The organism is Klebsiella sp. 7-CIP_Kleb., assembly GCF_050378655.1.
Classification (GTDB): Bacteria; Pseudomonadota; Gammaproteobacteria; order Enterobacterales; family Enterobacteriaceae; genus Klebsiella; species Klebsiella quasipneumoniae.
In genome coordinates this window covers 579,995-606,031 of the sequence record NZ_JBNRLJ010000002.1, presented here as the reverse complement: position 1 = coordinate 606,031, position 26,037 = coordinate 579,995, and the positions used below count along the sequence as shown (strand labels likewise).

The following is a 26,037-nucleotide window of genomic DNA, read 5'->3' as shown; positions in this document are numbered from 1 at the left end:
CCCTGAAGGATGGACTGAACACATGAACTTACATGAATATCAGGCAAAACAACTTTTTGCCCGCTATGGCTTACCGGCGCCGGTGGGTTATGCCTGTACTACTCCGCGTGAAGCAGAAGAAGCCGCTTCAAAAATCGGCGCGGGTCCGTGGGTAGTGAAATGTCAGGTTCACGCTGGTGGCCGCGGCAAAGCGGGCGGTGTGAAAGTGGTAAAGAGCAAAGAAGAGATCCGCGCATTTGCCGAGCACTGGCTGGGCAAACGTCTGGTGACCTATCAAACAGATGCGAACGGCCAGCCGGTTAACCAGATCCTGGTTGAAGCGGCGACCGATATTGACAAAGAGCTGTACCTGGGCGCGGTCGTTGACCGTAGTTCCCGTCGCGTGGTGTTCATGGCCTCTACTGAAGGCGGCGTGGAAATCGAAAAAGTGGCGGAAGAGACTCCGCACCTGATCCACAAGATCGCCATCGATCCGCTGGCGGGCCCGATGCCTTACCAGGGCCGTGAACTGGCGTTCAAACTGGGCCTGGAAGGTAAGCAGGTTCAGCAGTTCACTAAGATTTTCATGGGCCTGGCGACCATTTTCCTGGAGCGCGACCTCGCGCTGATCGAAATTAACCCGCTGGTGATCACCAAGCAGGGCGACCTGATCTGCCTGGACGGCAAACTGGGCGCTGACGGCAACGCGCTGTTCCGCCAGCCGGATCTGCGCGAAATGCGCGACCAGTCTCAGGAAGATCCGCGTGAAGCGCAGGCTGCGCAGTGGGAACTGAACTACGTCGCGCTGGACGGCAACATTGGTTGCATGGTTAACGGCGCGGGCCTGGCGATGGGTACCATGGACATCGTTAAACTGCACGGCGGCGAACCGGCTAACTTCCTCGACGTGGGCGGCGGCGCCACCAAAGAGCGCGTCACCGAAGCGTTCAAAATCATCCTCTCTGATGACAACGTGAAAGCGGTTCTGGTTAACATCTTCGGCGGTATCGTACGCTGCGACCTGATCGCTGACGGTATCATCGGTGCGGTAGCGGAAGTTGGGGTTAACGTTCCGGTGGTGGTTCGTCTGGAAGGTAACAACGCCGAACTGGGCGCGAAAAAACTGGCTGACAGCGGCCTGAATATTATTGCAGCGAAAAGTCTGACGGACGCAGCACAGCAGGTTGTTGCCGCAGTGGAGGGGAAATAATGTCAGTTTTAATTAATAAAGATACCAAGGTTATCTGCCAGGGCTTCACCGGTAGCCAGGGGACCTTCCACTCTGAACAAGCGATCGCTTACGGTACGCAAATGGTTGGCGGCGTGACGCCAGGCAAAGGCGGCACCACGCACCTGGGCCTGCCGGTGTTCAACACCGTGCGCGAAGCCGTTGAAGCGACCGGCGCTACCGCGACCGTGATCTACGTTCCGGCGCCGTTCTGCAAAGATTCCATTCTGGAAGCGATTGACGCGGGCATTAAGCTTATCATCACCATCACCGAAGGTATCCCGACCCTGGATATGCTGACCGTGAAAGTGAAACTGGACGAAGCGGGCGTGCGCATGATCGGCCCGAACTGCCCAGGCGTGATCACCCCGGGCGAATGCAAAATCGGCATCATGCCGGGTCACATTCACAAGCCGGGTAAAGTGGGCATCGTTTCCCGTTCCGGTACCCTGACCTATGAAGCGGTTAAGCAAACCACCGACTACGGCTTCGGCCAGTCTACCTGCGTCGGTATCGGCGGCGACCCGATCCCGGGCTCTAACTTCATCGATATCCTGAAGCTGTTCCAGGAAGACCCGCAGACCGAAGCTATCGTCATGATCGGTGAGATCGGCGGCAGCGCGGAAGAAGAAGCGGCTGCCTACATCAAAGAGCACGTGACCAAGCCGGTTGTCGGCTACATCGCGGGCGTGACCGCGCCGAAAGGCAAGCGTATGGGCCATGCGGGCGCCATCATCGCTGGCGGTAAAGGTACTGCTGATGAGAAATTCGCAGCCCTGGAAGCAGCCGGTGTGAAAACCGTTCGCAGCCTGGCCGATATCGGCGAAGCGCTGAAAGCGATCATCAAGTAAACCCTCTCTGCTTGTCCGCAAGCAGAAATCTGTCCGATTTCGACATGGTTGGCCACCGTCAGGTGGCCTTTTTTTGGCCGTTATCCGCTTCTCCCGAAAGCCGCTGAGCCAGCAAACCCCGCGTTTGGCGAAAACCTTATCTATCATATTGATTTTAAGAATTATTTCATAAATATTCTCGACGTGCGGTTGTCGGAAAGGAAAATATGCCCTGGCCGTACCGGAGGGAAGCAAAACAGACACTAAAAAAAGAGTGGGGGAGGGGATAAGAAAACAGGAAAAAATACTGTGAGCGGTCTAGCATTAATCGGATCGGCTCTTTTTTTTCTTTTTTTTCCTGCGGCGTTAAATAATATTACCTATGATTCTCATCTCTCCCTTTTTAGTAACCAATCAAAGTATACTTTAAACACGGTATTAACATTAAGTTTACCAATATTCTTTATTGGGCTACATAATTAACACGTAGAGTAAAAATTGATTTATATCAATACTTAATGCTTGGAAAAATCCTTCAAAAAACGTTAAATTGTCTCAAGTCAAATTGGCCTAAACTGGCCATCTTCGCTATATATTGATCACCGTCGAAAAATGTAAAACTGGAACAATAAAAACATATTTATTGTAAGGTTATTGCGGCGTAATATATTGGGGAATCAATTGGGTTTTTCGTTAACGTATTTGTAACCTTGTCCTGGCGTGGTTTCACTTTCGGTTGAAACCCGCTCCGGGCGGGCGACAAATAAAAATTTGTATTGGGGCATGCGTATGAGCCAGAGCTTCTCGGTTCATTTTCGGAGTCTTCATGCGATGAGCAAGGAGTCATGATGTTAGATATAGTCGAACTGTCGCGCTTACAGTTTGCCTTGACCGCGATGTACCACTTCCTGTTTGTGCCACTGACGCTCGGTATGGCGTTCCTGCTGGCCATCATGGAAACGGTCTACGTCCTTTCCGGCAAACAGATTTATAAAGATATGACCAAATTCTGGGGCAAGTTGTTTGGTATCAACTTCGCGCTGGGTGTGGCGACCGGTCTGACCATGGAGTTCCAGTTCGGGACTAACTGGTCGTATTACTCACACTACGTGGGGGATATCTTCGGTGCGCCGCTGGCCATTGAAGGTCTGATGGCCTTCTTCCTCGAATCCACCTTTGTAGGTCTGTTCTTCTTCGGTTGGGATCGTCTGGGTAAAGTTCAGCACATGGCCGTCACCTGGCTGGTCGCACTGGGCTCCAACCTCTCCGCGCTGTGGATCCTCGTCGCAAACGGCTGGATGCAGAACCCTATCGCATCGGACTTCAACTTTGAAACCATGCGTATGGAGATGGTTAGCTTCTCCGAACTGGTGCTCAACCCGGTTGCTCAGGTGAAATTTGTTCACACCGTGGCGTCGGGCTATGTCACCGGTGCGATGTTCATCCTGGCTATCAGCTCCTGGTACATGCTGAAAGGCCGTGACTTTGCCTTTGCTAAGCGCTCCTTTGCCATCGCAGCCAGCTTCGGTATGGCAGCGATCCTCTCCGTTATTGTGCTGGGTGACGAATCTGGTTACGAAATGGGCGACGTGCAGAAAACCAAACTGGCGGCTATCGAAGCAGAGTGGGAAACCCAGCCTGCGCCGGCGGCCTTTACCCTGTTTGGTATTCCCGATCAGAATGCGCAAACCAACCACTTCGCCATCCAGATCCCTTACGCGCTGGGCATCATTGCCACCCGCTCGGTGGATAAGCCGGTTATCGGTCTGAAGGATCTGATGGTTCAGCACGAAGAGCGTATCCGTAACGGCATGAAGGCCTATGCGCTGCTGGAGCAACTGCGCGCCGGTTCCACCGACCAGGCCGTTCGCGACCAGTTCAATAACGTGAAGAAAGATCTTGGCTATGGTCTGCTGCTGAAACGCTATACCCCGAACGTCGCTGACGCCACGGAAGAGCAGATCGCCAAAGCGACCAAAGACTCTATTCCAAGCGTCGCACCGCTGTACTTCGCCTTCCGTATCATGGTGGCGTGCGGCATCCTGATGCTGTTGATTATCGGCGCCTCCTTCTGGAGCGTGATCCGTAACCGTATCGGCGAGAAAAAATGGCTGCTGCGCGCCGCGTTCTATGGCTTGCCGCTGCCGTGGATTGCCGTGGAGTCAGGCTGGTTTGTTGCCGAATACGGCCGTCAGCCGTGGGCGATTGGTGAAGTCCTGCCGACGGCGGTGGCCAACTCGTCGCTGACCGCGGGCGATCTGATCTTCTCTATGTTGCTGATCTGCGGCCTGTACACGCTGTTCCTGGTGGCTGAACTGTTCCTGATGTTCAAGTTTGCCCGCAAAGGACCTAGCAGCCTGAAAACCGGCCGCTATCACTTTGAACAGTCCTCTGCGGCTATTCAGTCGGCACGCTAAGACAGGAGTCGTCAAATGATCGATTATGAAGTATTGCGTTTTATCTGGTGGCTGCTGATTGGCATCCTGCTGATTGGCTTCGCCGTCGCCGACGGGTTCGACATGGGGGTGGGCATGCTCACCCGCTTCCTCGGCCGTAACGATACCGAGCGTCGGATTATGATCAACGCCATCGCCCCGCACTGGGACGGTAACCAGGTGTGGCTGATCACCGCCGGCGGCGCGCTGTTCGCTGCCTGGCCGATGGTCTACGCCGCGGCGTTCTCCGGTTTCTATGTGGCGATGATTCTGGTGCTGGCCTCGTTGTTCTTCCGTCCGGTCGGTTTCGACTACCGTTCCAAGATCGAGGACACCCGCTGGCGCAACATGTGGGACTGGGGCATCTTCATCGGCAGCTTCGTGCCGCCGCTGGTGATTGGCGTGGCCTTCGGCAACCTGCTGCAGGGCGTGCCGTTCCATGTCGACGAATACCTGCGTCTCTTCTATACCGGTAATTTCTTCCAGCTGCTGAACCCGTTTGGTCTGCTGGCCGGTATCGTCAGCGTGGCGATGATCCTGACCCAGGGCGCGACCTACCTGCAGATGCGTACCGTAGGCGAACTGCACCTGCGCACCCGCACCGTCTCCACGGTGGCGGCGCTGGTGACGCTGGTCTGCTTCGCGCTGGCGGGCGTGTGGGTCTACTACGGTATCGACGGCTATGTGGTGAAATCGGTGATTGACCATACCGGCCCGTCTAATCCGCTGACCAAAGAAGTGGTGCGTGAAGCTGGCGCGTGGATGGTGAACTTTAACAATATGCCAGCGCTGTGGGCGATCCCTGCCCTGGGCGTGGTGCTGCCGCTGCTGACCGTCGTTTCGACCAAAGCGGATAAAGGCGCCTGGGCATTCCTGTTCTCCTCGCTGACCCTGGCCTGCATCATTCTGACTGCCGGTATTGCGATGTTCCCGTTCATCATGCCGTCCAGCACTATGCTGAACGCCAGCCTGACGATGTGGGACGCGACCTCCAGCCAGCGGACGCTGAATCTGATGACCTACGTGGCGATTGTCTTCGTGCCGATCATTCTGGGCTACACCAGCTGGTGTTACTGGAAAATGTTTGGCCGCATCACGCGCGAAGACATCGAAAAGAACACCCACTCGCTGTACTAAGGTAAGGAGCTATATATGTGGTACTTCGCATGGATTTTGGGAACGCTTCTTGCCTGTGCCTTTGGGGTGATTACCGCGCTGGCGCTTGAGCACGTGGAAGCCACCAAAGCCGGGAAGAAAGAAGAAATCTGATGAAATTTATCGCTACTCTGTACGCGATAATGGACAAGCGCCCGCTCCGGGCGCTTTCCTTATTGATGGCGCTGCTGCTGGCAGGCTGCATCTTCTGGGATCCGTCGCGCTTTGCCGCGAAGACCAGCGAGCTGGAAATCTGGCATGGTTTCTTGCTGATGTGGGCAGTTTGCAGCGGCGTTATTCACGGCGTGGGCTTCCGCCCGCGTGCCGTTCACTGGCAGGGGATTTTTTGTCCGCTTATCGCTGATATCGTGCTCGCTTTAGGTCTCTTCTTTTTCTTCTTTTGAATAAGAGATCTCTGTTAATGCTATGGGCTTGCATAAGCCCATAAAAATTTACGCCCCGTTTACTTTCCCCCATTCCAAACCACCTTTCCCGCGCGTATAGTAGCGAAGTTTGAAAGCTCTAACCTTTTTTTGCATTACCGGGATGTAAAGTGAATACAACGCTGTTTCGATGGCCGGTTCGGGTCTACTACGAAGATACCGACGCCGGTGGTGTGGTTTACCACGCCAGTTACGTCGCTTTTTATGAAAGAGCACGCACAGAGATGCTGCGCCACCATCACTTTAGTCAACAGGTTCTGTTGGCTGAACGCGTTGCCTTCGTGGTTCGCAAAATGACGCTGGAGTATTTTGCCCCCGCCAGACTCGACGACATGCTCGAAGTCCAGACGGAAATTACCTCGATGCGCGGCACCTCTTTGGTTTTCACGCAGCGAATCGTCAACGCCGAGAATACAGTGTTAAACGAAGCTGAGGTTCTCATTGTGTGCGTTGATCCACTCTTAATGAAGCCACGTGCGCTTCCCAAGTCTATTGTCGCGGAGTTTAAGCAGTGACTGACATGAATATCCTTGATTTGTTCCTGAAGGCGAGCCTTCTGGTTAAACTTATCATGTTGATTTTGATTGGTTTTTCTATCGCTTCCTGGGCTATCATTATTCAGAGAACGCGTATCCTTAACTCGGCCGCGCGCGAAGCTGAAGCGTTCGAGGACAAATTCTGGTCCGGGATTGAACTGTCCCGTTTGTATCAGGAAAGCCAGGGGCGTCGCGATAATCTGACCGGTTCGGAGCAGATCTTCTACAGCGGCTTCAAAGAGTTTGCGCGCTTGCATCGGGCCAACAGCCATGCGCCGGAGGCGATCGTCGAAGGGGCATCGCGCGCGATGCGTATTTCGATGAACCGCGAGCTGGAAACGCTGGAGACCCATATTCCGTTCCTCGGCACCGTAGGCTCCATCAGCCCGTATATCGGTCTGTTCGGTACCGTTTGGGGGATCATGCACGCCTTTATCGCTCTTGGCGCGGTGAAGCAGGCCACCCTGCAGATGGTGGCGCCGGGTATCGCCGAAGCGCTGATCGCCACTGCGATCGGTCTGTTCGCTGCTATCCCGGCGGTCATGGCGTATAACCGCCTGAACCAGCGCGTGAACAAGCTTGAACTGAATTACGACAACTTTATGGAAGAGTTCACCGCCATTCTGCACCGTCAGGCTTTTACCACCAGCGAAAGCAATAAGGGGTAAGCCATGGCCAGAGCACGTGGACGCGGACGTCGCGAACTGAAGTCCGAGATCAACATCGTTCCGCTGCTGGATGTCCTGCTGGTGCTGTTGCTGATCTTTATGGCAACGGCGCCGATCATTACGCAGAGCGTGGAAGTCGATCTGCCGGACGCCACGGAATCGCAAGCGGTGAAAAGCAATGACGATCCGCCGGTGATTGTGGAAGTCTCCGGGGTAGGGCAGTACAGCGTGAAAGTGGGGCAGGAGACGCTGTCCCAGCTGCCGCCGGAGCAGGTGATTGCCGAAGCGAAGCGTCGTCTTGAAGCCAATGAGAAAACGGTATTCCTGATCGGCGGTGCGAAAGACGTCCCTTACGATGAAATTATTAAAGCGCTGAACCTGTTGCATAGTGCAGGGGTTAAATCGGTCGGCTTGATGACCAAACCTATTTAATCGCTTCAGGTAGGTGCGTCCGCGCGGCGTTCGGCGGCGAGTATCGCTCGCCGTCGGTGCGCATCGCGGGTACAGGCGAACAGTTTTTGGGAACCGATAGTGTCAAAGGCAACCGAACAAAACGACAAGCTTAAACGAGCGATCATCATTTCAGTCGCGCTGCACATCATACTGATCGCGCTGCTGATCTGGAGTTCGTTTGACGAGCATCTGGATGCCTCTGCCGGCGGCGGCGGGGGATCGTCGATTGATGCCGTCATGGTCGATCCGGGGGCGGTGGTAAATAACTATAACCGTCAGCAACAGCAGCAGGCCAGCGCACGTCGCGCCGCTGAACAGCGCGAAAAACAGGCGCAGCAGCAGGCGGAAGAGTTACGTGAGAAGCAGGCGGCGGAACAGGAACGGCTGAAACAGCTCGAACAGGAGCGGCTGCAGGCGCAGGAAGCGGCGAAAGAAGCGAAGGAACAACAGAAGCAGGCTGAGGAAGCCGCAGCCAAGGCTGCCGCGGCGGCGAAAGCCAAAGCGGATGCGCAGGCTAAAGAAGCGCAGGAAGCAGCGGCCAAAGCGGCCGCCGAGGCGAAAGCGAAGGCGGATGCCCAGGCGAAAGCGGCTGAACTGGCGGCAGCGAAAGCGGCTGCTGACGCGAAGAAACAGGCCGAAGCCGCCGCCGCGAAAGCAGCGGCCGATGCGAAGAAACAGGCGGAAGCAGAAGCGGCGAAAGCCGCGGCAGAGGCGCAGAAGAAAGCAGAAGCGGCAGCGGCGAAAAAAGCGCAACAGGAAGCGGAGAAGAAGGCCCAGCAGGAAGCGGCTAAACAGGCAGCGGCTGAAAAAGCGGCTGCAGAAAAAGCCGCCGAAAAAGCAGCTGAGAAAGCGGCCGCGCAAAAAGCGGCCGCGGAGAAGGCCGCCGCCGAGAAAGCCGCCGCAGCTGAAAAAGCAGCGGCAGCCAAAGCGGCAGCTGCTGAGAAGGCGGCGGCTGATAAAGCGGCCAAAGCGGCAGCAGCAAAAGCCGCGGCAGCGAAGAAAGCGGCTGCAGCGAAAGAAGCGGACGGCGTTGACGACCTGCTCGGCGATCTGAGCTCTGGTAAGAATGCGCCGAAAGGTAGCACCAGCGGTAGCACAGGTGGCTCTTCACCTGCTAAAGGAAGTAAACCGGGGCAGGGCGGTGCATCTCAGGCGGAGATTGCCAGCTATATTTCGCAGGTGCAGGCCGCGATTAAAGGACATCTCTATGACTGGGATACGTACAAGGGTAAAGTATGTACGTTGCGCGTAAACCTGGCTCAGGATGGAACGTTGTTGAGTGTGAAATCGGAAGGCGGCGATCCGGCTTTCTGCCAGCAAATGCTGGCGGCTACCAGTCGGATGAGCAAATTCCCTAAACCGCCGTCGCAGGCTGTTTATGAAACGTTCAAAAATGCGCCACTGGACTTCAAACCTTAAGCGCTTTTTCTCCCCGCGTTAGCGGGGGGAAAGAAAATAGGGCGGTCATGGGTTTTGGTAGTTTTGTGTATTTGAGTTTGTTAACATTCTGCTAAATTATCGTGGGCTTTCCGCCCGGATAAGGGAGATATGATGAAGCAGGCATTACGAGTAGCATTTGGTTTTTTAATGCTGTGGGCGGCGGTGCTGCACGCAGAAGTACGTATCGAGATCACCCAGGGGGTGGACTCGGCGCGCCCCATCGGGGTGGTACCGTTCCAGTGGGCCGGCCAGGGCGCTGCGCCGGAAGATGTTGGCGGTATCGTGGCAGCTGACCTGCGCAACAGCGGTAAATTCAACCCGCTGGATCGCTCGCGTCTGCCGCAGCAGCCGACCAGTCCCCAGGAAGTGCAGCCTGCAGCCTGGTCTGCGCTGGGTATTGACGCCGTGGTCGTCGGTCAGGTGACGTCAAACCCGGATGGTTCTTATCAGGTCGCGTATCAGCTGGTGGATACCGGCGGTGCGCCGGGCACAACGCTGGCGCAAGGCTCTTTCAAAGTCACTAAGCAGTACCTGCGCTATGCAGCGCACACTGCCAGCGATGCGGTATTTGAAAAGCTGACTGGTATTAAAGGCGCCTTCCGTACCCGTATCGCCTACGTGGTGCAGACCAACGGCGGTCAGTTCCCGTATGAGCTGCGTGTCTCCGATTATGATGGCTACAACCAGTTCGTGGTTCACCGCTCCTCCCAGCCGCTGATGTCCCCGGCCTGGTCTCCGGACGGTTCAAAACTGGCTTACGTAACCTTCGAAAGCGGTCGTTCTGCGCTGGTGGTGCAGACCCTGGCGAACGGCGCAGTGCGTCAGATTGCCTCCTTCCCGCAGCACAACGGCGCGCCGGCGTTCTCGCCGGATGGCTCTAAACTGGCTTTCGCGCTGTCGAAAACCGGTAGCCTGAACCTGTACGTGATGGATCTGGGCTCGGGTCAGATTCGTCAGGTGACCAACGGTCGCAGCAACAACACCGAACCAAGCTGGTTCCCGGACAGCCAGAACCTGGCCTTCACCTCTGATCAGGCAGGTCGTCCGCAGGTGTATAAAGTCAATATTAATGGCGGCACGCCGCAGCGTATCACCTGGGAAGGTTCGCAGAACCAGGACGCTGACGTGAGCGCGGATGGTAAAACGATGGTAATGGTCAGCTCGGCCGGCGGCCAGCAGCACATTGCCAAACAAGATCTGGAAGCGGGTGGTGTACAGGTTCTGTCATCAACGTTTTTAGACGAAACGCCAAGTCTGGCACCTAACGGCACTATGGTAATCTACAGCTCTTCTCAGGGGATGGGATCCGTGCTGAATCTGGTTTCTACAGATGGGCGTTTCAAAGCGCGTCTTCCGGCAACTGATGGACAGGTAAAATCACCTGCCTGGTCGCCGTATCTGTGATAATAAATAATTGATTATTAAAGGAATCAAAGAAATGCAACTGAACAAAGTGCTGAAAGGGCTGATGATCGCTCTGCCGGTTATGGCAATCGCGGCATGTTCTTCTAACAAGAACGCCAGCAACGACCAGAGCGGTGAAGGCATGCTGGGTGCCGGCACTGGTATGGACGCTAACGGTAACGGCGGCAACATGTCTTCTGAAGAGCAAGCTCGTCTGCAGATGCAGCAGCTGCAGCAGAACAACATCGTTTACTTCGATCTGGACAAGTACGATATCCGTTCTGACTTCGCTGCCATGCTGGACGCGCACGCTAACTTCCTGCGCAGCAACCCGTCCTACAAAGTGACTGTAGAAGGTCACGCGGATGAGCGCGGTACGCCGGAATACAACATCGCGCTGGGTGAGCGTCGTGCTAACGCCGTTAAGATGTATCTGCAGGGCAAAGGTGTTTCTGCCGATCAGATCTCCATCGTTTCTTACGGTAAAGAAAAACCAGCAGTACTGGGTCATGACGAAGCGGCATATGCCAAAAACCGTCGCGCCGTACTGGTTTACTAAGAGAATTGCATGAGCAGTAACTTCAGACATCATTTATTGAGTCTGTCGTTACTGGTTGGCATAGCGGCCCCCTGGGCCGCTTTTGCTCAGGCGCCAATCAGTAGTGTCGGCTCAGGCTCGGTCGAAGACCGTGTCACTCAACTTGAGCGTATTTCCAATGCTCACAGCCAGCTTTTAACCCAACTCCAGCAACAACTCTCTGATAACCAGACTGACATTGATTCTCTCCGTGGTCAGATCCAGGAGAACCAGTATCAGCTGAATCAGATCGTTGAGCGTCAAAAGCAGATTCTGCTGCAGATTGACGGGCTGACGAGCGGGGGTGGCGCAGCAGCGGCTGGCGCCCAGACGTCGTCTTCCGGCGATCAGAGCGCGGCTGCTACCAGCGCAGCGCCAGCGGCCTCTTCAGGCGCTCCGGCGATGACCGGCGATGCGAACACCGATTACAATGCGGCCATTGCCCTGGTGAAGGATGCTTCACGCCAGGATGACGCCATGGCGGCGTTCCAGAACTTCGTTAAAAAGTACCCGGATTCGACTTATCAGCCGAACGCCAACTATTGGCTCGGACAGTTGAACTACAATAAGGGGAAAAAAGACGATGCGGCGTTTTACTTCGCCTCGGTGGTGAAGAACTACCCGAAATCGCCAAAAGCGCCAGACGCCATGTTTAAGGTCGGCGTGATCATGCAGGACAAAGGTGATACCGCGAAAGCGAAAGCGGTTTACCAGCAGGTGATCAACAAATTCCCCGGCACCGACGGTGCGAAACAAGCGCAAAAACGACTTAATGCCCTTGGTTGATTACGGCATGACCAGAAATCGCGTCATTTCTGGTCTTGTCGCCTGAATCGCCAGCAGTTAAGTGATCTTTATCGAAATTTTAGTTGCGCTGAATTCTGAAATCAGTAATATATGCCGCCGTTGCCAAGGGATATCAAACAAGCCCAAAGCGACGCCAGAGTGGGTCGTTAGCTCAGTTGGTAGAGCAGTTGACTTTTAATCAATTGGTCGCAGGTTCGAATCCTGCACGACCCACCAATCGTTCTGGTGGAACGCGATAGTAAAACGTGAAGGATAACGTTGCGACAGCAACGGCCCATAGGGCGAGGCAAAGCCGAGTCATCCTGCACGACCCACCAATTAGCAGTATCCAGCGTAGTATCGGGTGATTAGCTCAGCTGGGAGAGCACCTCCCTTACAAGGAGGGGGTCGGCGGTTCGATCCCGTCATCACCCACCACCGGGTCGTTAGCTCAGTTGGTAGAGCAGTTGACTTTTAATCAATTGGTCGCAGGTTCGAATCCTGCACGACCCACCATTATAATGATGGGGTCGGTGGAGGCAGTATCAGTAGTATCCAGCGCAGTTTCGGGTGATTAGCTCAGCTGGGAGAGCACCTCCCTTACAAGGAGGGGGTCGGCGGTTCGATCCCGTCATCACCCACCACTCGGGTCGTTAGCTCAGTTGGTAGAGCAGTTGACTTTTAATCAATTGGTCGCAGGTTCGAATCCTGCACGACCCACCAATTTTAATATTGGTGTCGAGTGAAATTATTCAGGTAGTACCAGAGCGGGTCGTTAGCTCAGTTGGTAGAGCAGTTGACTTTTAATCAATTGGTCGCAGGTTCGAATCCTGCACGACCCACCATCCTGAATGATTACAGTAGCAAAATCCCGCAAGGGGTCGTTAGCTCAGTTGGTAGAGCAGTTGACTTTTAATCAATTGGTCGCAGGTTCGAATCCTGCACGACCCACCAATGTAAAAAGGCGCCCTAAAGGCGCCTTTTTGCTATGCGTCATTCTCCACAATCCTACTTCAGCATGACCCCCTGCCGCCGCTTACCGTGACGCCATAAGGCACGAACCGGTAGCCCGGGAAGATGCGTAGCATCGTCCCCGGGGAATAGGTGCTCATGTACAAAATTCATCACGACTTTTTGCTCGTAATCCGCTATCTTGTTTAGCATATAAAACACCATGACCGTGTTAAGGCGCAGACAGGCCATAGTGACGGTCTTAGAGTTAAGCCAGTAAAACGAGATTGCATGATGAGCGTAATGTTTGATCCTGAAACGGCGATTTATCCCTTCCCACCGAAACCGCAGCCGCTGACCGTCGACGAAAAGCAGTTTTACCGCGAGAAAATCAAGCGTCTGCTGCGCGAGCGCGATGCCGTGATGGTGGCGCATTACTACACCGATCCTGAAATTCAACAACTGGCGGAAGAGACCGGCGGCTGTATAGCCGACTCGCTGGAGATGGCGCGCTTTGGCGCCCGCCATTCGGCCTCCACGCTGCTGGTCGCCGGGGTGCGTTTTATGGGGGAAACCGCCAAAATCCTTAGCCCGGAAAAGACCATTCTGATGCCGACCCTGAACGCCGAGTGTTCGCTGGATCTGGGCTGTCCGATTGAGGAATTCAACGCCTTCTGCGACGCCCATCCCGATCGCACCGTGGTAGTCTATGCCAATACGTCCGCCGCGGTGAAGGCTCGCGCCGACTGGGTGGTGACCTCCAGCATCGCCGTGGAACTCATTGACCATCTGGATAGTCTTGGTCAAAAGATCCTCTGGGCGCCGGACCGCCATCTTGGCCGCTATGTCCAGCGTCAGACCGGCGCAGACGTGATCTGCTGGCAGGGGGCGTGCATCGTGCACGATGAGTTTAAAACCCAGGCACTGACGCGTATGAAGGCCCTCTATCCTGAAGCTGCTGTACTGGTCCATCCCGAGTCGCCGCAGGCAATCGTCGAGATGGCCGATGCCGTAGGTTCCACCAGTCAGCTGATCGCGGCGGCGAAAAGCCTGCCCCAGCGCCAGCTGATCGTGGCGACCGATCGCGGTATCTTTTATAAAATGCAGCAGGCGGTGCCGGAGAAAACGCTGCTGGAAGCGCCCACCGCTGGTGAAGGGGCGACCTGCCGCAGCTGCGCGCATTGTCCGTGGATGGCGATGAACGGCCTGAAAGCCATTGCCGAGGGGCTCGAGCAGGGCGGCGCTGAACATGAAATCCACGTCGACGAAGCGCTGCGGACCGGCGCATTAATTCCCCTTAACCGGATGCTGGATTTTGCGGCTACACTACGGGGATAACGTATTGTCGCGTCGCAAGACGCTGAGGGGATGAAATGGATTTTTTTAGCACGCAGAATATTTTAGTACATATACCCATCGGCGCCGGGGGGTACGATCTCTCCTGGATAGAGGCCGTGGGGACCATCGCCGGGCTGCTGTGTATCTGGCTGGCGAGCCTGGAGAAGATCAGCAATTATGCATTCGGTCTGGTCAACGTCACGCTGTTCGCCATCATCTTCTTTCAGATCCAGCTGTACGCCAGCCTGTTGCTGCAGCTGTTCTTCTTTGCCGCTAACGTTTACGGCTGGTATGCCTGGTCGCGGCAAAGCAGCAATCATGTGGCCGAGCTGCAGATCCGCTGGCTACCACGCAGTAAAGCCCTGGGCTGGCTGGCGGCCTGCGTGGTGGCGATCGGCTTGCTGACCCTGTTTATCAATCCGTTTTTTGCCTTCCTGACGCGAATCGCGGTCAGCCTGATGCAAGCGCTTGGTTTGCAGGTCACGATGCCGGAACTGCAGCCGGATGCCTTCCCGTTCTGGGACTCCTGTATGACGGTGCTGTCGGTAGTGGCGATGATCTTAATGACCCGCAAATACGTTGAGAACTGGCTGCTGTGGGTCATCGTCAACGTCATAAGCGTGGTGATTTTTGCCCGTCAGGGCGTCTATGCTATGTCGCTGGAATATCTCTTGCTGACGTTCATTGCGCTGAACGGCAGCCGAATGTGGATAAACAGCGCGCGTGAGCGAGGTTCTCACGCGTTTTCTGGCTAATGATGGTGGTGATGATCGTGCCCGGCGTGCATCGTGTTGAGATGGCACTCCGGGCCGCTGCAGGGCTGGTACTCCATCTGCACCGTGGCATGCTCAATTTCATATTTATGTTCCAGGAAATGCAGGATGCGGTTGAGTAACGCATCATGATCGTGCGGCGGGACCACCTGCACATGCAGCGTCATCACCGGTTTTTCCCCCACCAGCCAGACGTGAACGTGGTGAACATCGCGCACCTCCGGGATAGAGCGGCGGATATCCCGCTGTAGGGCCGCTACATCCAGCGAACGCGGTGCGCCTTCCAGCAGCTCATTCAGACTCTCCTTCAGCAGCCGCCATGCGCTACGTAGCACCAGGCAGGAAACCAGCACGGAAAGGATCGGATCGACAGGCGTCCAGCCAGTGGTGAGGATCACCACGGCGGCCACAATCGCCCCAACCGAACCCAGCAGATCGCCGAGCACGTGTAGCGCCGCGGCGCGCACGTTGAGATTCCGCTCTTCGCTGCCACGATGTAGGATCCAAAACGCCAGCACGTTGGCTAGCAGACCGGCGACTGCAATGACCATCATCGTCACCCCGGCAACCGGCTGCGGATGCTGGAAGCGCTGAATGGCCTCCCAGACAATCAGCATGGTGATCACCACCAGAGCAATGGCATTGAGAAACGCCGCCAGGGTGGTCAAACGCAGCCAGCCAAAAGTATGGCGGGCGTTCGGGGGACGGCTGGCGAAGCGAACCGCCAGCAGCGCAAACAGCAGGGCGGCGGAGTCGGTGAGCATATGGCCGGCATCCGCCAGCAGGGCCAGCGAGCCGGAGATCGCGCCGCCGATGGCTTCTATCAGCATAAAACCGGCGGTGACGATGAACGCCCAAAGTAGCCGGCGAGCGTTGCCGTTATCCGGAGCCTGGGCAGGGGAGTGCGAATGCGAATGCGCCATGGTGTCGTCCCTTGATAGTTATCATTATCACGCTATGACAGCATAAACAGAGAACGATAACAAACAGAGAAAAGGCGAGCCCAGCTCGCCTTTTCTCTGTTTGCACTCACCGCATCAATTACTGGGTGGTGCCGTCGGTTTTGCTGTTGTCATGGTTCATGCTGTCGCCGTTGTCCAGTTTCTTACCGGTATCCGGACAGCGGCCGTCTTTACACATCGAGTTTTTATGTACCTCATCGCTCGACATATTGTCCTGGCTCATCGTCGAGCCGTCAGGATGAAGCATGGTGCCGCCAGAGCCAGAGTTAATTTGGCTATTATCCACGTTATTCGGCGCCACGTTTTCACGGGCATCCGGCGCCACCTGGCCGGCATCAGCGGAAGAGTTGGCCTGGCCATTGTTGGACTGGGCGCCGGTGTCTGCCGCCAGGGCCGCGCCGCTGGCAAGACTTAAGGTGGCGGTGAGCAAAAGGGTCGTCAGTTTTTTCATATTCATCGGATACTCCTGTTGGGTCGGGAAGCGGTAAAAAACGCCTCCAGCGGTAAGTGTGCCAGGGATCTGACTCGCTATGGTTTAAGACTCCGCAGACGATCGCAGTGTCACTATATAATCCTGAAACGTAAGACTTAATTAGCTTTAACAGTTAAATATTGTAGTTCATGAGCCTGCTTTCGCTACTTTATGGCGTATTTTTGCCTATTTCCAGGATTATTCCATCACTACTGTAAAATCACGTTTACACTATTTCAGCGAAGAGATAGATTGGAGGGATTGCATTTCATTGAATAAGTATGGCAACGCTGGAAAGAAGATGAATTATCAGAACGACGATTTACGCATTAAAGAGATCAACGAATTATTACCTCCCGTTGCGCTCCTGGAAAAATTCCCTGCTACCGAAAATGCTGCAAACACCGTTGCACATGCTCGCAAAGCGATCCACCAGATCCTCAAAGGCGATGATGACCGCCTGCTGGTGGTGATTGGGCCTTGTTCTATTCACGACCCGGCGGCGGCGAAAGAGTACGCTTCCCGTCTGCTGACCCTGCGCGAGGCGTTGAAGGGCGAGCTCGAGATCGTCATGCGCGTCTATTTTGAGAAACCGCGCACCACCGTCGGCTGGAAAGGGCTTATCAACGATCCCCATATGGATAACAGCTTCCGCATCAACGACGGGTTGCGCATTGCGCGCAAACTGCTGCTGGACATTAACGACAGCGGTCTGCCGGCGGCGGGGGAATTCCTCGATATGATCACCCCGCAGTATGTTGCCGATCTGATGAGCTGGGGCGCCATTGGGGCGCGTACCACCGAATCTCAGGTTCACCGCGAGCTCGCCTCGGGGCTCTCCTGCCCGGTGGGCTTTAAGAATGGTACCGATGGCACCATCAAGGTGGCTATCGACGCGATTAACGCCGCCGGCGCGCCGCACTGTTTCCTGTCGGTCACCAAGTGGGGCCACTCCGCTATCGTTAATACCAGCGGCAACGGCGACTGCCATATTATTCTGCGCGGCGGCAAAGAGCCGAACTACAGCGCGAAGCACGTGGCGGATGTGAAGATCGGCCTGGCGAAAGCGGGCCTGCCGGCCCAGGTGATGATCGACTTCAGCCATGCCAACTCCAGCAAGCAGTTCAAGAAGCAGATGGAAGTGGGCGCCGACGTATGCCAGCAGATTGCCGGCGGCGAGCGCGCCATTATGGGCGTGATGATTGAAAGCCATCTGGTGGAAGGCAACCAGAGCCTCGAGAGCGGTGAACCGCTGACCTACGGCAAGAGCGTCACCGACGCCTGCATCGGCTGGGAGGATACCGACACGATCCTGCGTCAGCTGGCGGAAGCAGTGAAAACCCGTCGCGGCTAAGCTACTCTGCGTTAGCGCAGGTCATAAAAAAAAGCGTGGAGATTTCCACGCTTTTTTGTTTTGACCGGGGGAAATTACTTCGCTTTACCCTGGTTGGCGACGGCAGCCGCTTTCGCCGCGATCTCTTCCGCATTGCCCAGATAGTAATGTTTGATCGGCTTGAAGTTTTCATCGAACTCATACACCAGCGGTACGCCGGTCGGGATGTTCAGTTCGAGGATCTCGTCTTCGCCCATGTTGTCGAGGTATTTCACCAGCGCGCGCAGGGAGTTACCGTGAGCGGCGATGATCACGCGCTCACCGCTTTTCAGGCGCGGCAGAATGGTTTCGTTCCAGTAAGGCACGACTCGGTCGATGGTCAGCGCCAGGCTTTCAGTGGTCGGCAGTTCGGCGTCGGTCAGTTTTGCATAGCGCGGATCGTGGCCCGGGTAGCGCTCGTCGTCTTTGGTCAGCTCCGGCGGAGTGACAGCGAAGCCGCGACGCCACTGTTTAACCTGCTCGTCACCGTATTTCTCAGCGGTTTCCGCTTTGTTCAGGCCCTGCAGCGCGCCGTAATGACGCTCGTTCAGCTTCCAGGATTTCTCAACCGGCAGCCAGGCCTGATCCAGTTCGTCCAGTACGTTCCACAGGGTATGGATGGCACGTTTCAGCACGGAGGTATAAGCAAAATCAAAGCTGAAGCCTTCAGCCTTCAGCAGTTTACCTGCCGCTTTCGCTTCGCTAACGCCTTTCTCGGACAGATCAACGTCGTACCAACCGGTGAAGCGGTTTTCGTTGTTCCACTGGCTTTCGCCATGACGAACCAGTACCAGCTTAGTTACAGCCATTCTCTTACTCCTCTCTACACGCCATCCCTCGCGCCGCGAACGGTGCGCTGAATATGTTGGTGTATGTGTTATTGATTGATAACTATTCTCATTATATTGCCGTGATTTGGCTCACGGCAATGCTTATCCCTAACCATAGCGAAAATAGTGGCTCAGTGTAAGGTGCTTGTAAAACACAGGTTATTTTTTTGCCCTTTGGTGACGGAAAATAGAGCAGGTTGCTGAAAAAAGAGGCGCCAGAGAGGAGGGCGGGGACGAAAAGCAGCGCCCCCGGCGGAGGGCGCTGGCGATTATCGGGCGATAAACTGATATTCCGTCAGGCTGACGTACTCCTGGCCCGGACGTAACACACAGTCCGGCTGCGGCCATTCCGGATGATTCGGCGAATCCGGGAGGAATTCGCTTTCCAGCGCCAGCCCCTGCCAGTCGGCGTAGGGCTCTGTCGTCTGCGACGGGGTGCCGCCGAGATAGTTGCCGGAGTAAAACTGCAGCGCCGGAGCGGAGGTATAGACCGTCATCTGCAGCTTACCGTCCTGCGACCAGACCTGCGCCGCAGGCTGGCTGGCGTCGCCTCCGGCGTCCAGCAGGAAGGCATGATCGTATCCCTTCACCTTTTGCTGATCGGCGTCGGCGAGGAAGTCGGCGGCGATGGTTTTCGGCTGGCGGAAATCAAAGCTGGTGTTAGCAACATCTTTGAGTTCACCACCCGGGATACCGTCGCTTTCCACCGGCAGATACCTCTGGGCGAGGATCTGCAACTGGTGCTGGCGCACGTCGCCCTGGTCACCGTCGAGGTTGAAATAGACGTGATTGGTCATGTTCACCGGGCAGGGTTGGTCCACGGTGGCGCGATAGGTAATCGCGATGCGGTTATCGTCGGTCAGACGATAGTGCGCGGTGGCCTGCAGCGTGCCGGGGAAGCCTTGATCGCCATCGGGTGAGGTCAGAGCGAACAGCACTTCCTGCTCGTCGGCGCGGACAATGCGCCAGCGGCGCTTATCAAACCCTTCGGGGCCGCCGTGGAGCTGGTGGCCCGCGTCGTTTGAAGGCGTAACGTTGACGAGCTGGCCGTCAAGCGGGAAGCGGCTATTGCCGATGCGGTTGGCGTAGCGGCCTACCGAGGCGCCAAGAAACGCGGCCTGGCGGGTATAGTCTTCCAGCCTGGCGCAGCCCAGCAGCGGGCGGCGCAGGTTGCCATCGGCCAGCGGCACCTCGGCGCTGAGCAGCGTCGCGCCCCAGTCCGCCACGGTGACGGTCATCCCCGCCTTATTGCGCAGGGTTACCTGCTGCCATGGCTGGCCGTCCGGCGCCAGCGCGGTGGTTTGCGTTACCATTGGCCAGCCCCCTGTGACGGTTTGCAGACATAGAACGTCTCTTTAATTCCGGTTTTCGCTTCATACTCGTTGGCAACGGCCTGCTGCACGGTATCGACCAGATCTTCCGGGACCAGCGCTACCACGCAGCCGCCAAAGCCGCCGCCGGTCATGCGCACGCCGCCTTTATCGCCGATTGTCGCCTTGACGATCTCCACCAGGGTGTCGATCTGCGGGACGGTGATCTCGAAATCATCGCGCATCGAGGCGTGGGATTCGGCCATCAGCTCGCCCATCCGCTTCAGGTCGCCTTTTTCGAGGGCGCTGGCGGCTTCCACGGTGCGGGCATTCTCCGTCAGCACATGGCGTACCCGCTTCGCGACGACCGGATCCAGCTCATGGGCGACGGCGTTGAATTGCTGAAGGGTGACATCGCGCAGAGCGGGCTGCTGGAAGAAGCGCGCGCCGGTCTCGCACTGTTCACGACGGGTGTTGTACTCGCTGCCGACGAGGGTGCGCTTAAAGTTGCTGTTGATGATGACCACCGCCACGCCTTTCGGCATCGAGACGGCTTTGGTGCCCAGAGAACGGCAGTCGATCAGCAGCGCATGGTCTTTTTTGCCCAGCGCCGAAATCAGCTGATCCATGATGCCGCAGTTGCAGCCGACGAACTGGTTTTCCGCCTCCTGGCCGTTGAGGGCGATTTGCGCGCCATCCAGCGGCAGATGATACAGCTGCTGGAACACGGTGCCGACGGCGACTTCCAGCGAGGCTGAGGAGCTTAACCCCGCACCCTGCGGCACATTGCCGCTGATCACCAGATCCGCGCCGCCGAAGTGGCTGTTCCGCTGCTGCAGATGCTTCACCACGCCGCGGACATAGTTCGACCACTGCTGGGTGTCGTGGCTGATAATCGGCGCGTCGAGAGAGAATTCATCGCTCTGATTGTCGTAATCGGCGGCAATCACCCGCACGGTACGATCGTCGCGCGGCGCACAGCTGATCACCGTCTGGTAGTCGATAGCGCAGGGCAGCACAAAGCCGTCGTTGTAATCGGTATGCTCGCCGATCAGGTTGACGCGGCCTGGCGCCTGAATGACATGGCTGGCCGGGTAACCGAAGGCCTCAGCAAACAGGGTTTGGGTTTTCTCTTTCAGACTCATCATTACACTCCGGATTCACGAAAATGGACGTCGCTGACGGCGCGCAGTCGTTCAGCAGCTTGCTCGGCGGTCAGATCGCGCTGCGTTTCGGCCAGCATTTCGTAGCCAACCATAAACTTGCGGACCGTCGCGGATCGCAGCAGCGGCGGATAAAAGTGGGCGTGGAGCTGCCAGTGGTTATGGTTTTCGTCGTTAAACGGCGCGCCGTGCCAGCCCATGGAGTAGGGGAATGAGCACTGGAACAGGTTGTCGTAACGGCTGGTCAGCTTTTTCAACGCCAGCGCCAGATCGCTGCGCTGGGCGTCGGTGAGATCGGTAATACGCTGCACGGGCGCTTTCGGCAGCAGCAGCGTTTCAAACGGCCACGCGGCCCAGTAGGGCACGACCGCCAGCCAGTGCTCGGTGTCGACCACGGTGCGGCTGCCGTCGGCCAGTTCGCGCCGGGCATAGTCCAGCAGCATTGGCTGGCCCTGGCTGGCGTAATATTCTTTCTGCAGACGGTCTTCCCGTTCCGCTTCATTGGGCAGGAAGCTGTTGGCCCACACCTGACCGTGCGGGTGCGGGTTGGAGCAGCCCATCGCTGCCCCTTTATTTTCAAAGACCTGTACCCACGGATAGCTTTTCCCGAGGTCCGCGCTCTGTTCCTGCCACGCTTTAACCACGCCTTCCAGCGCTTCAAGGCTCAGCTCCGGCAGCGTTTTGCTGTGGTCTGGCGAGAAGCAGATCACCCGACTGGTGCCGCGCGCGCTCTGGCAGCGCATCAGCGGATCGTCACTCTCCGGGGCGTCCGGGGTGTCGGTCATCAGGGCCGCAAAGTCGTTGGTAAACACGTAGGTACCGGTGTAATTCGGGTTGGTGTCGCCGGTGACCCGGGTGTTGCCCGGGCACAGGAAACAGTCCGGATCGTGGGCCGGCAAGGTCTGTTTTGCCGGCGTTTCCTGCGCCCCCTGCCAGGGGCGCTTGGCGCGATGCGGAGAAACCAGAATCCACTGCCCGGTTAACGGGTTATAACGACGATGCGGATGGTCAACGGGGTTAAATACGCTCATGAAGGTTCCTTAGTCTGGATAACCCTGCGGATGGCGGGACTGCCAGTGCCAGGTGTCCTGCGCCATTTCGTCCAGGTTGCGTGTCACGCGCCAGTTCAGCTCGCGGTCGGCCTTGGCGGCATCCGCCCAGTAGGCCGGGAGGTCGCCATCGCGGCGCGGCGCGAAATGGTAGTTAATCGGTTTGCCGCAGGCCTTGCTGAAAGCATTGACCACGTCGAGCACGCTGCTGCCGACGCCGGCGCCAAGGTTGTAGATATGGACCCCGGCTTTGTCAGCCAGTTTTTCCATGGCCGCGACGTGACCGTCGGCGAGGTCCATCACGTGGATATAATCGCGCACGCCGGTGCCATCTTCGGTCGGGTAGTCGTTACCAAACACGGCCAGCGATTCGCGACGGCCAACGGCGACCTGGGCGATGTAGGGCATCAGGTTATTCGGGATCCCCTGCGGGTCTTCACCCATGTCGCCCGACGGATGGGCGCCGACCGGGTTGAAGTAGCGCAGCAGGGCAATGCTCCACTCCGGCTGGGCTTTCTGCAGGTCGGTCAGGATCTGCTCCACCATCAGTTTGCTTTTACCGTAGGGGCTTTGCGGGGTGCCAGTCGGGAAGCTTTCGACATACGGGATTTTCGGCTGGTCGCCGTAGACGGTGGCGGAGGAGCTAAAGATGAAGTTCTTCACGCCCGCGGCGCGCATGGCGGAGACTAATTTCAGTGTGCCGGTGACGTTATTGTCGTAATATTCCAGCGGTTTGGCGACGGACTCCCCGACGGCCTTCAGCCCGGCGAAGTGGATCACCGCTTCAATGGCGTGGTCGTGGAGGATCTCGGTCATCAGCGCTTCATTACGAATATCGCCTTCAATAAAGGTGGCTTTTTTGCCGCCGAGACGCTCAATCACCGGCAGTACGCTGCGCTTGCTGTTGCAGAGATTGTCGAGGATCACCACCTCATGCCCCTGCAGCAGCAGTTGAACGCAGGTATGACTTCCAATGTAACCGCTACCACCTGTAACCAGAACTTTCATGATTCGCTCCATTCGGCTTATCGTGTATGAGGAAGATAGCATATCAAAGAAGTGAAAAGTGTGACACAGAACAAGTTAGTGGAATCGTTTACACTTGAGGGTGAAACGACATCATTTAATTTATTTTGTTTTATATACAATTGGTTATATTAGGTTGGCGCTATTTTTCTGAAAAATACCAGGGATCTTTCGATCCCCGGCAGGAGGCGTCAGGCCACGGGGCCGAGCTGATAAGTGTAACCGTCTCCACTGGGAACGAATGCCAGGCGATGGGTAATACAGTCCGGGGCATCTTCCGCATGGTGCGAGACAAACAGCAGCTGCGTGGCGCCTTCGCCAATCAGGACGTCGACAAAGCGGCGTACCAGCTGGCGATTGAGGGGATCCAGCCCCTGCAGAGGTTCATCGAGGATCAGCAGGGTTGGATGCTTGACCAGCGCGCGAACGATAAGCGCCAGCCGCTGCTGGCCCCACGACAGGCTGTGAAACGGCGCGTCGGCGGTGCGCTTATCGATGCCGAGAATATCCAGCCATTGCTGCACCAGCTTATGCTGTTTATCGGACACCGCCTGATAAATGCCGATCGAGTCAAAATAGCCCGACAGAATAACGTTGCGGACGTTGGTGCTGACCCGGTAGTCCAGATGCAGGCTGCTGCTGACGTAGCCGATATGCTTTTTAATATCCCAGATGGTCTCGCCGCTGCCGCGGCGGCGGCCAAAGAGGGTGAGATCGTTGCTGTAGCCCTGCGGATGATCGCCGGTGATAAGGCTCAGCAGCGTGGATTTACCGGCGCCGTTGGGGCCGACGATCTGCCAGTGTTCGCCCGGGCTCACGGTCCATGAGAGATGGTTGATGACCGGACGATCGTTGTAGGAGACCACGCCGTCATTGAGCACGATACGCGGCGCCGAGTCTGCCAGCGCATGACGGGCTGGTGGTACATCTGGCTCCGGTAGGGTGATGCCGTCCAGTTTTTCACTGTGCGCCAGCTGAGCGACCAGCGCCTGCTGCAGAAGAGCGCGCTTCTCGCCGGTCTCGCTGAGGAGGCAATCAGCCAGCACGCCGGCGTATTGCACAAACTCCGGGATCTCATCGAAGCGGTTGAGCACCAGCACCAGGGTGAGGCCGGCGCGATGCAGGTCGGCCAGCAGCGCGGCCAACTGCTGGCGGGAGTTGACGTCGAGGCCGTCGAAAGGCTCGTCGAGGATCAGCAGTTGCGGATCGCTCATCAGGGCCTGGCACAGCAGGGTCTTACGCGTTTCGCCAGTGGACAGATACTTAAAGCGGCGGTCCAACAGGGCGCTGATGGCAAACTGTTCGGCAAGCTGCGCGCAGCGGGCAGGATCTTTCACCTCGTCCTGAATAATCTCCGCAGTGGTGCGGCCGGTATCTTCTTCTCCGGGGCTGAGCAGGTCGGTGTTATTGCGCTGCCACTCGTCGCTGACCAGCTTCTGCAGCTGTTCGAAGGAGAGACGTGTTACGCGGGAGAAGTGGCTTTCGCGCTGACCGCTGAGCAGGGTCAGGTCACCGGCCAGGGCTCGCGCGAGGGCGGATTTGCCGCTGCCGTTGCTGCCGACGAACGCCCAGCTTTCACCCGCCGCCACGCTCAGGTGGTCTATTTTTAAGGTTTTTGTATCGCTCAGGCGAAACGTGCCTTGCGAAATTTGCAATGATGACATGATGTATCCCATTTTTTGCAGCGATGTGCATCAGGGATACGACTTCAGGCGCGCAATGTCAATGGGGTCAGCATAACGTAGCGAGAATGATGCGATCGGCGTTGAAGTAAGCGATCGCCTCCGTCCCTTCCGTCAGGCCAGACGTCTGCGCCTGTGGCAGAGTGGCGCACAGGGTCTGGCCGTCCGCGAGGGTCATCAGCACTTCGCACTGCCCGGAGCCGCATTCGATATGGCTGATACGACCCGACAGCTGGTTTTCGGCCTGGCGGGCCACCGCCGGGTCGAGGGTGATGCCGACCCAGGGCGCTTTCAACAGAACCAGCACCTCCTGGCCCTCATCGAGCCCCAGCTTTTCAGCGCTCTGGGCGGTAATGGCGACGTTCAGGCGGGTCTGACCGTCGGCCAGCAGCACCTCAACGTGCTGCTGCACCTGCTGGCGATCGCGGCCGGTAATGGTGCCGAACCACTGGTTGCGGGCGCTGGTCTGCAGGGAAAAGCGCGAGATGGCCGCCAGCAGGCTGTCCAGTGGCAGGGCGTCGTCATCGCTGAGCACATCAAACGCTTTCTGCTGGATCTGCGCCAGCAGATCGTACAGTTGGATCAGACGCTGCCCGTAGCGGGTCAGCACCGCGCCGCCGCCGCCTTTGCCGCCGGTGGCGCGATCCACCAGCGGCTGTTCGCTGAGCTGGTTCATCTCGTTGATGGCATCCCACGCGCTTTTATAGCTGATGCCCGCGTGCTTCGCCCCCTGGCTTATCGAGCCGGTCTGGTCAATCTGTTTGAGCAGGGCGATCCGCCGGGGGTCGGCAAACAGGCGCTGCTGTAGCTTAAGGGTGAGAAGAATTTCAGCCTGCATAATCGTTTCCTGACAAAAAAGCGTATTGTGACCGATAGTCACCCAGTTGCAAAACCTCTGTGCGCGGTTTTGTCATTACCCACCGCACAAATGGGGCGTGTTTTTTCGGCTGAAACCGTTACAATCAGCAAATCATACTATCTGGAGTGAACCATGTTAGAGCTTTTGAAAAGTCTGGTTTTTGCGGTCATCATGGTACCGGTGGTGATGGCGGTCATCCTGGGATTGATTTACGGTCTTGGCGAAGTGTTCAACCTCTTCTCCGGCGTAGGCCACAAAGATCGCAGCCAGCAAAATCATTGATTTCCCGGCGCCCGGTTTAACCGGGCGCTGTGCT

Annotated in this window: 26 protein-coding genes, 7 tRNA genes and 1 pseudogene; 24 read left to right on the top strand and 10 right to left on the bottom strand. The window is 56.8% G+C overall.

Going from position 1 to position 26,037, the window contains the following annotated elements; genetic code table 11:
* Positions 1-22: 22 nt before the first annotated feature.
* From sucC to ACQUTI_RS10460, 20 genes are all read left to right on the top strand, one after another.
* Entirely contained in the window at positions 23-1,189 is a 1,167-nt protein-coding gene (gene sucC / locus ACQUTI_RS10555; RefSeq protein WP_002895039.1) for an ADP-forming succinate--CoA ligase subunit beta, read from the top strand.
* Complete coding sequence (sucD, locus tag ACQUTI_RS10550; protein ID WP_004885990.1) at positions 1,189-2,058, top strand: succinate--CoA ligase subunit alpha; 870 nt, start codon at positions 1,189-1,191, stop codon at positions 2,056-2,058. The genes sucC and sucD overlap by 1 nt, the downstream gene beginning before the upstream one ends.
* 827 nt (positions 2,059-2,885) lie before the next feature.
* Entirely contained in the window at positions 2,886-4,454 is a 1,569-nt protein-coding gene (gene cydA / locus ACQUTI_RS10545) for a cytochrome ubiquinol oxidase subunit I (RefSeq protein ID WP_002895047.1), read from the top strand.
* Between the two features lie 15 nt (positions 4,455-4,469).
* Positions 4,470-5,609: a cytochrome d ubiquinol oxidase subunit II gene (cydB, locus tag ACQUTI_RS10540; protein ID WP_004885993.1), complete on the top strand. Its 1,140-nt coding sequence runs from the start codon at positions 4,470-4,472 to the stop codon at positions 5,607-5,609.
* A gap of 15 nt (positions 5,610-5,624) precedes the next feature.
* A complete protein-coding gene (gene cydX, locus ACQUTI_RS10535) occupies positions 5,625-5,741 on the top strand; it encodes a cytochrome bd-I oxidase subunit CydX (RefSeq protein ID WP_002895051.1) in 117 nt (38 codons plus the stop codon).
* Positions 5,741-6,031, top strand: coding sequence for a cyd operon protein YbgE (ybgE, locus tag ACQUTI_RS10530; protein WP_002895053.1), 291 nt, complete (start codon positions 5,741-5,743; stop codon positions 6,029-6,031). Before cydX ends, ybgE begins: the two co-directional genes overlap by 1 nt.
* 149 nt (positions 6,032-6,180) lie before the next feature.
* Entirely contained in the window at positions 6,181-6,585 is a 405-nt protein-coding gene (gene ybgC / locus ACQUTI_RS10525; protein ID WP_002895056.1) for a tol-pal system-associated acyl-CoA thioesterase, read from the top strand.
* Positions 6,582-7,274: a Tol-Pal system protein TolQ gene (gene tolQ / locus ACQUTI_RS10520; RefSeq protein ID WP_004152221.1), complete on the top strand. Its 693-nt coding sequence runs from the start codon at positions 6,582-6,584 to the stop codon at positions 7,272-7,274. Before ybgC ends, tolQ begins: the two co-directional genes overlap by 4 nt.
* Positions 7,275-7,277: 3 nt before the next feature.
* Positions 7,278-7,706: a colicin uptake protein TolR gene (tolR, locus tag ACQUTI_RS10515; RefSeq protein ID WP_002895061.1), complete on the top strand. Its 429-nt coding sequence runs from the start codon at positions 7,278-7,280 to the stop codon at positions 7,704-7,706.
* 99 nt (positions 7,707-7,805) lie between these two features.
* The gene (tolA, locus tag ACQUTI_RS10510; protein ID WP_004885996.1) at positions 7,806-9,146 is read left to right on the top strand and encodes a cell envelope integrity protein TolA; all 1,341 of its coding nucleotides are present in this window, start codon (positions 7,806-7,808) and stop codon (positions 9,144-9,146) included.
* 132 nt (positions 9,147-9,278) lie between these two features.
* Entirely contained in the window at positions 9,279-10,571 is a 1,293-nt protein-coding gene (gene tolB, locus ACQUTI_RS10505) for a Tol-Pal system beta propeller repeat protein TolB (protein ID WP_004885999.1), read from the top strand.
* Between the two features lie 34 nt (positions 10,572-10,605).
* Entirely contained in the window at positions 10,606-11,130 is a 525-nt protein-coding gene (pal, locus tag ACQUTI_RS10500) for a peptidoglycan-associated lipoprotein Pal (RefSeq protein WP_002895068.1), read from the top strand.
* Between the two features lie 9 nt (positions 11,131-11,139).
* Positions 11,140-11,934 carry a cell division protein CpoB gene (gene cpoB, locus ACQUTI_RS10495; RefSeq protein ID WP_004886003.1) on the top strand — a complete coding sequence of 265 codons (795 nt, stop codon included), beginning with the start codon at positions 11,140-11,142 and terminating at the stop codon, positions 11,932-11,934.
* A gap of 161 nt (positions 11,935-12,095) precedes the next feature.
* Positions 12,096-12,171 (top strand) — tRNA-Lys (locus ACQUTI_RS10490).
* A 125-nt stretch (positions 12,172-12,296) separates the two neighbouring features.
* A tRNA-Val gene (locus tag ACQUTI_RS10485) sits at positions 12,297-12,372 on the top strand.
* A 2-nt stretch (positions 12,373-12,374) separates the two neighbouring features.
* A tRNA-Lys gene (locus ACQUTI_RS10480) sits at positions 12,375-12,450 on the top strand.
* Positions 12,451-12,502: 52 nt separating this feature from the next.
* Positions 12,503-12,578 (top strand) — tRNA-Val (locus ACQUTI_RS10475).
* Positions 12,579-12,581: 3 nt separating this feature from the next.
* Positions 12,582-12,657, top strand: a tRNA-Lys gene (locus ACQUTI_RS10470).
* 46 nt (positions 12,658-12,703) lie between these two features.
* Positions 12,704-12,779: transfer RNA gene (locus tag ACQUTI_RS10465), tRNA-Lys, on the top strand.
* Between the two features lie 33 nt (positions 12,780-12,812).
* Positions 12,813-12,888 (top strand) — tRNA-Lys (locus ACQUTI_RS10460).
* A 59-nt stretch (positions 12,889-12,947) separates the two neighbouring features.
* Here the strand turns inward: ACQUTI_RS10460 and ACQUTI_RS10455 are convergent.
* Positions 12,948-13,110: pseudogene (locus tag ACQUTI_RS10455) on the bottom strand (hypothetical protein).
* A 69-nt stretch (positions 13,111-13,179) separates the two neighbouring features.
* Between ACQUTI_RS10455 and nadA the strand changes: the two are divergent.
* Positions 13,180-14,223: a quinolinate synthase NadA gene (gene nadA, locus ACQUTI_RS10450; RefSeq protein WP_017899604.1), complete on the top strand. Its 1,044-nt coding sequence runs from the start codon at positions 13,180-13,182 to the stop codon at positions 14,221-14,223.
* A 35-nt stretch (positions 14,224-14,258) separates the two neighbouring features.
* Positions 14,259-14,978, top strand: coding sequence for a nicotinamide riboside transporter PnuC (pnuC, locus tag ACQUTI_RS10445; RefSeq protein WP_065696727.1), 720 nt, complete (start codon positions 14,259-14,261; stop codon positions 14,976-14,978).
* Here the strand turns inward: pnuC and zitB are convergent.
* Both zitB and ACQUTI_RS10435 read right to left on the bottom strand, forming a co-directional pair.
* Positions 14,975-15,919 carry a CDF family zinc transporter ZitB gene (gene zitB, locus ACQUTI_RS10440; protein WP_004886012.1) on the bottom strand — a complete coding sequence of 315 codons (945 nt, stop codon included), beginning with the start codon at positions 15,917-15,919 and terminating at the stop codon, positions 14,975-14,977. The genes pnuC and zitB overlap by 4 nt on opposite strands.
* 118 nt (positions 15,920-16,037) lie before the next feature.
* Entirely contained in the window at positions 16,038-16,415 is a 378-nt protein-coding gene (locus ACQUTI_RS10435; protein ID WP_017899606.1) for a YbgS-like family protein, read from the bottom strand.
* A gap of 316 nt (positions 16,416-16,731) precedes the next feature.
* Between ACQUTI_RS10435 and aroG the strand changes: the two genes are divergently transcribed.
* The gene (gene aroG, locus ACQUTI_RS10430) at positions 16,732-17,784 is read left to right on the top strand and encodes a 3-deoxy-7-phosphoheptulonate synthase AroG (RefSeq protein WP_049004307.1); all 1,053 of its coding nucleotides are present in this window, start codon (positions 16,732-16,734) and stop codon (positions 17,782-17,784) included.
* Positions 17,785-17,858: 74 nt separating this feature from the next.
* Here aroG and gpmA read toward each other — a convergent pair whose 3' ends face one another.
* The 7 genes from gpmA to modE all read right to left on the bottom strand — a co-directional run bounded on the left by gpmA (position 17,859) and on the right by modE (position 25,700).
* Positions 17,859-18,611, bottom strand: coding sequence for a 2,3-diphosphoglycerate-dependent phosphoglycerate mutase (gene gpmA / locus ACQUTI_RS10425; protein ID WP_002895089.1), 753 nt, complete (start codon positions 18,609-18,611; stop codon positions 17,859-17,861).
* A gap of 290 nt (positions 18,612-18,901) precedes the next feature.
* Complete coding sequence (galM, locus tag ACQUTI_RS10420) at positions 18,902-19,945, bottom strand: galactose-1-epimerase (RefSeq protein ID WP_065696728.1); 1,044 nt, start codon at positions 19,943-19,945, stop codon at positions 18,902-18,904.
* Positions 19,939-21,087: a galactokinase gene (gene galK, locus ACQUTI_RS10415; RefSeq protein WP_065696729.1), complete on the bottom strand. Its 1,149-nt coding sequence runs from the start codon at positions 21,085-21,087 to the stop codon at positions 19,939-19,941. Before galK ends, galM begins: the two co-directional genes overlap by 7 nt.
* Positions 21,088-21,089: 2 nt before the next feature.
* Positions 21,090-22,136, bottom strand: coding sequence for a galactose-1-phosphate uridylyltransferase (gene galT / locus ACQUTI_RS10410; protein ID WP_064178085.1), 1,047 nt, complete (start codon positions 22,134-22,136; stop codon positions 21,090-21,092).
* A gap of 9 nt (positions 22,137-22,145) precedes the next feature.
* Positions 22,146-23,162: a UDP-glucose 4-epimerase GalE gene (gene galE / locus ACQUTI_RS10405; RefSeq protein WP_017899610.1), complete on the bottom strand. Its 1,017-nt coding sequence runs from the start codon at positions 23,160-23,162 to the stop codon at positions 22,146-22,148.
* Between the two features lie 209 nt (positions 23,163-23,371).
* Positions 23,372-24,844, bottom strand: coding sequence for a molybdate ABC transporter ATP-binding protein ModF (gene modF, locus ACQUTI_RS10400; protein WP_048323445.1), 1,473 nt, complete (start codon positions 24,842-24,844; stop codon positions 23,372-23,374).
* Between the two features lie 67 nt (positions 24,845-24,911).
* Positions 24,912-25,700: a molybdenum-dependent transcriptional regulator gene (modE, locus tag ACQUTI_RS10395; RefSeq protein ID WP_004886029.1), complete on the bottom strand. Its 789-nt coding sequence runs from the start codon at positions 25,698-25,700 to the stop codon at positions 24,912-24,914.
* Positions 25,701-25,853: 153 nt separating this feature from the next.
* Here modE and ACQUTI_RS10390 point away from each other — a divergent pair, with 153 nt between their 5' ends.
* Positions 25,854-26,003: an AcrZ family multidrug efflux pump-associated protein gene (locus tag ACQUTI_RS10390; RefSeq protein ID WP_002895156.1), complete on the top strand. Its 150-nt coding sequence runs from the start codon at positions 25,854-25,856 to the stop codon at positions 26,001-26,003.
* The last annotated feature ends 34 nt before the right edge of the window (positions 26,004-26,037 follow it).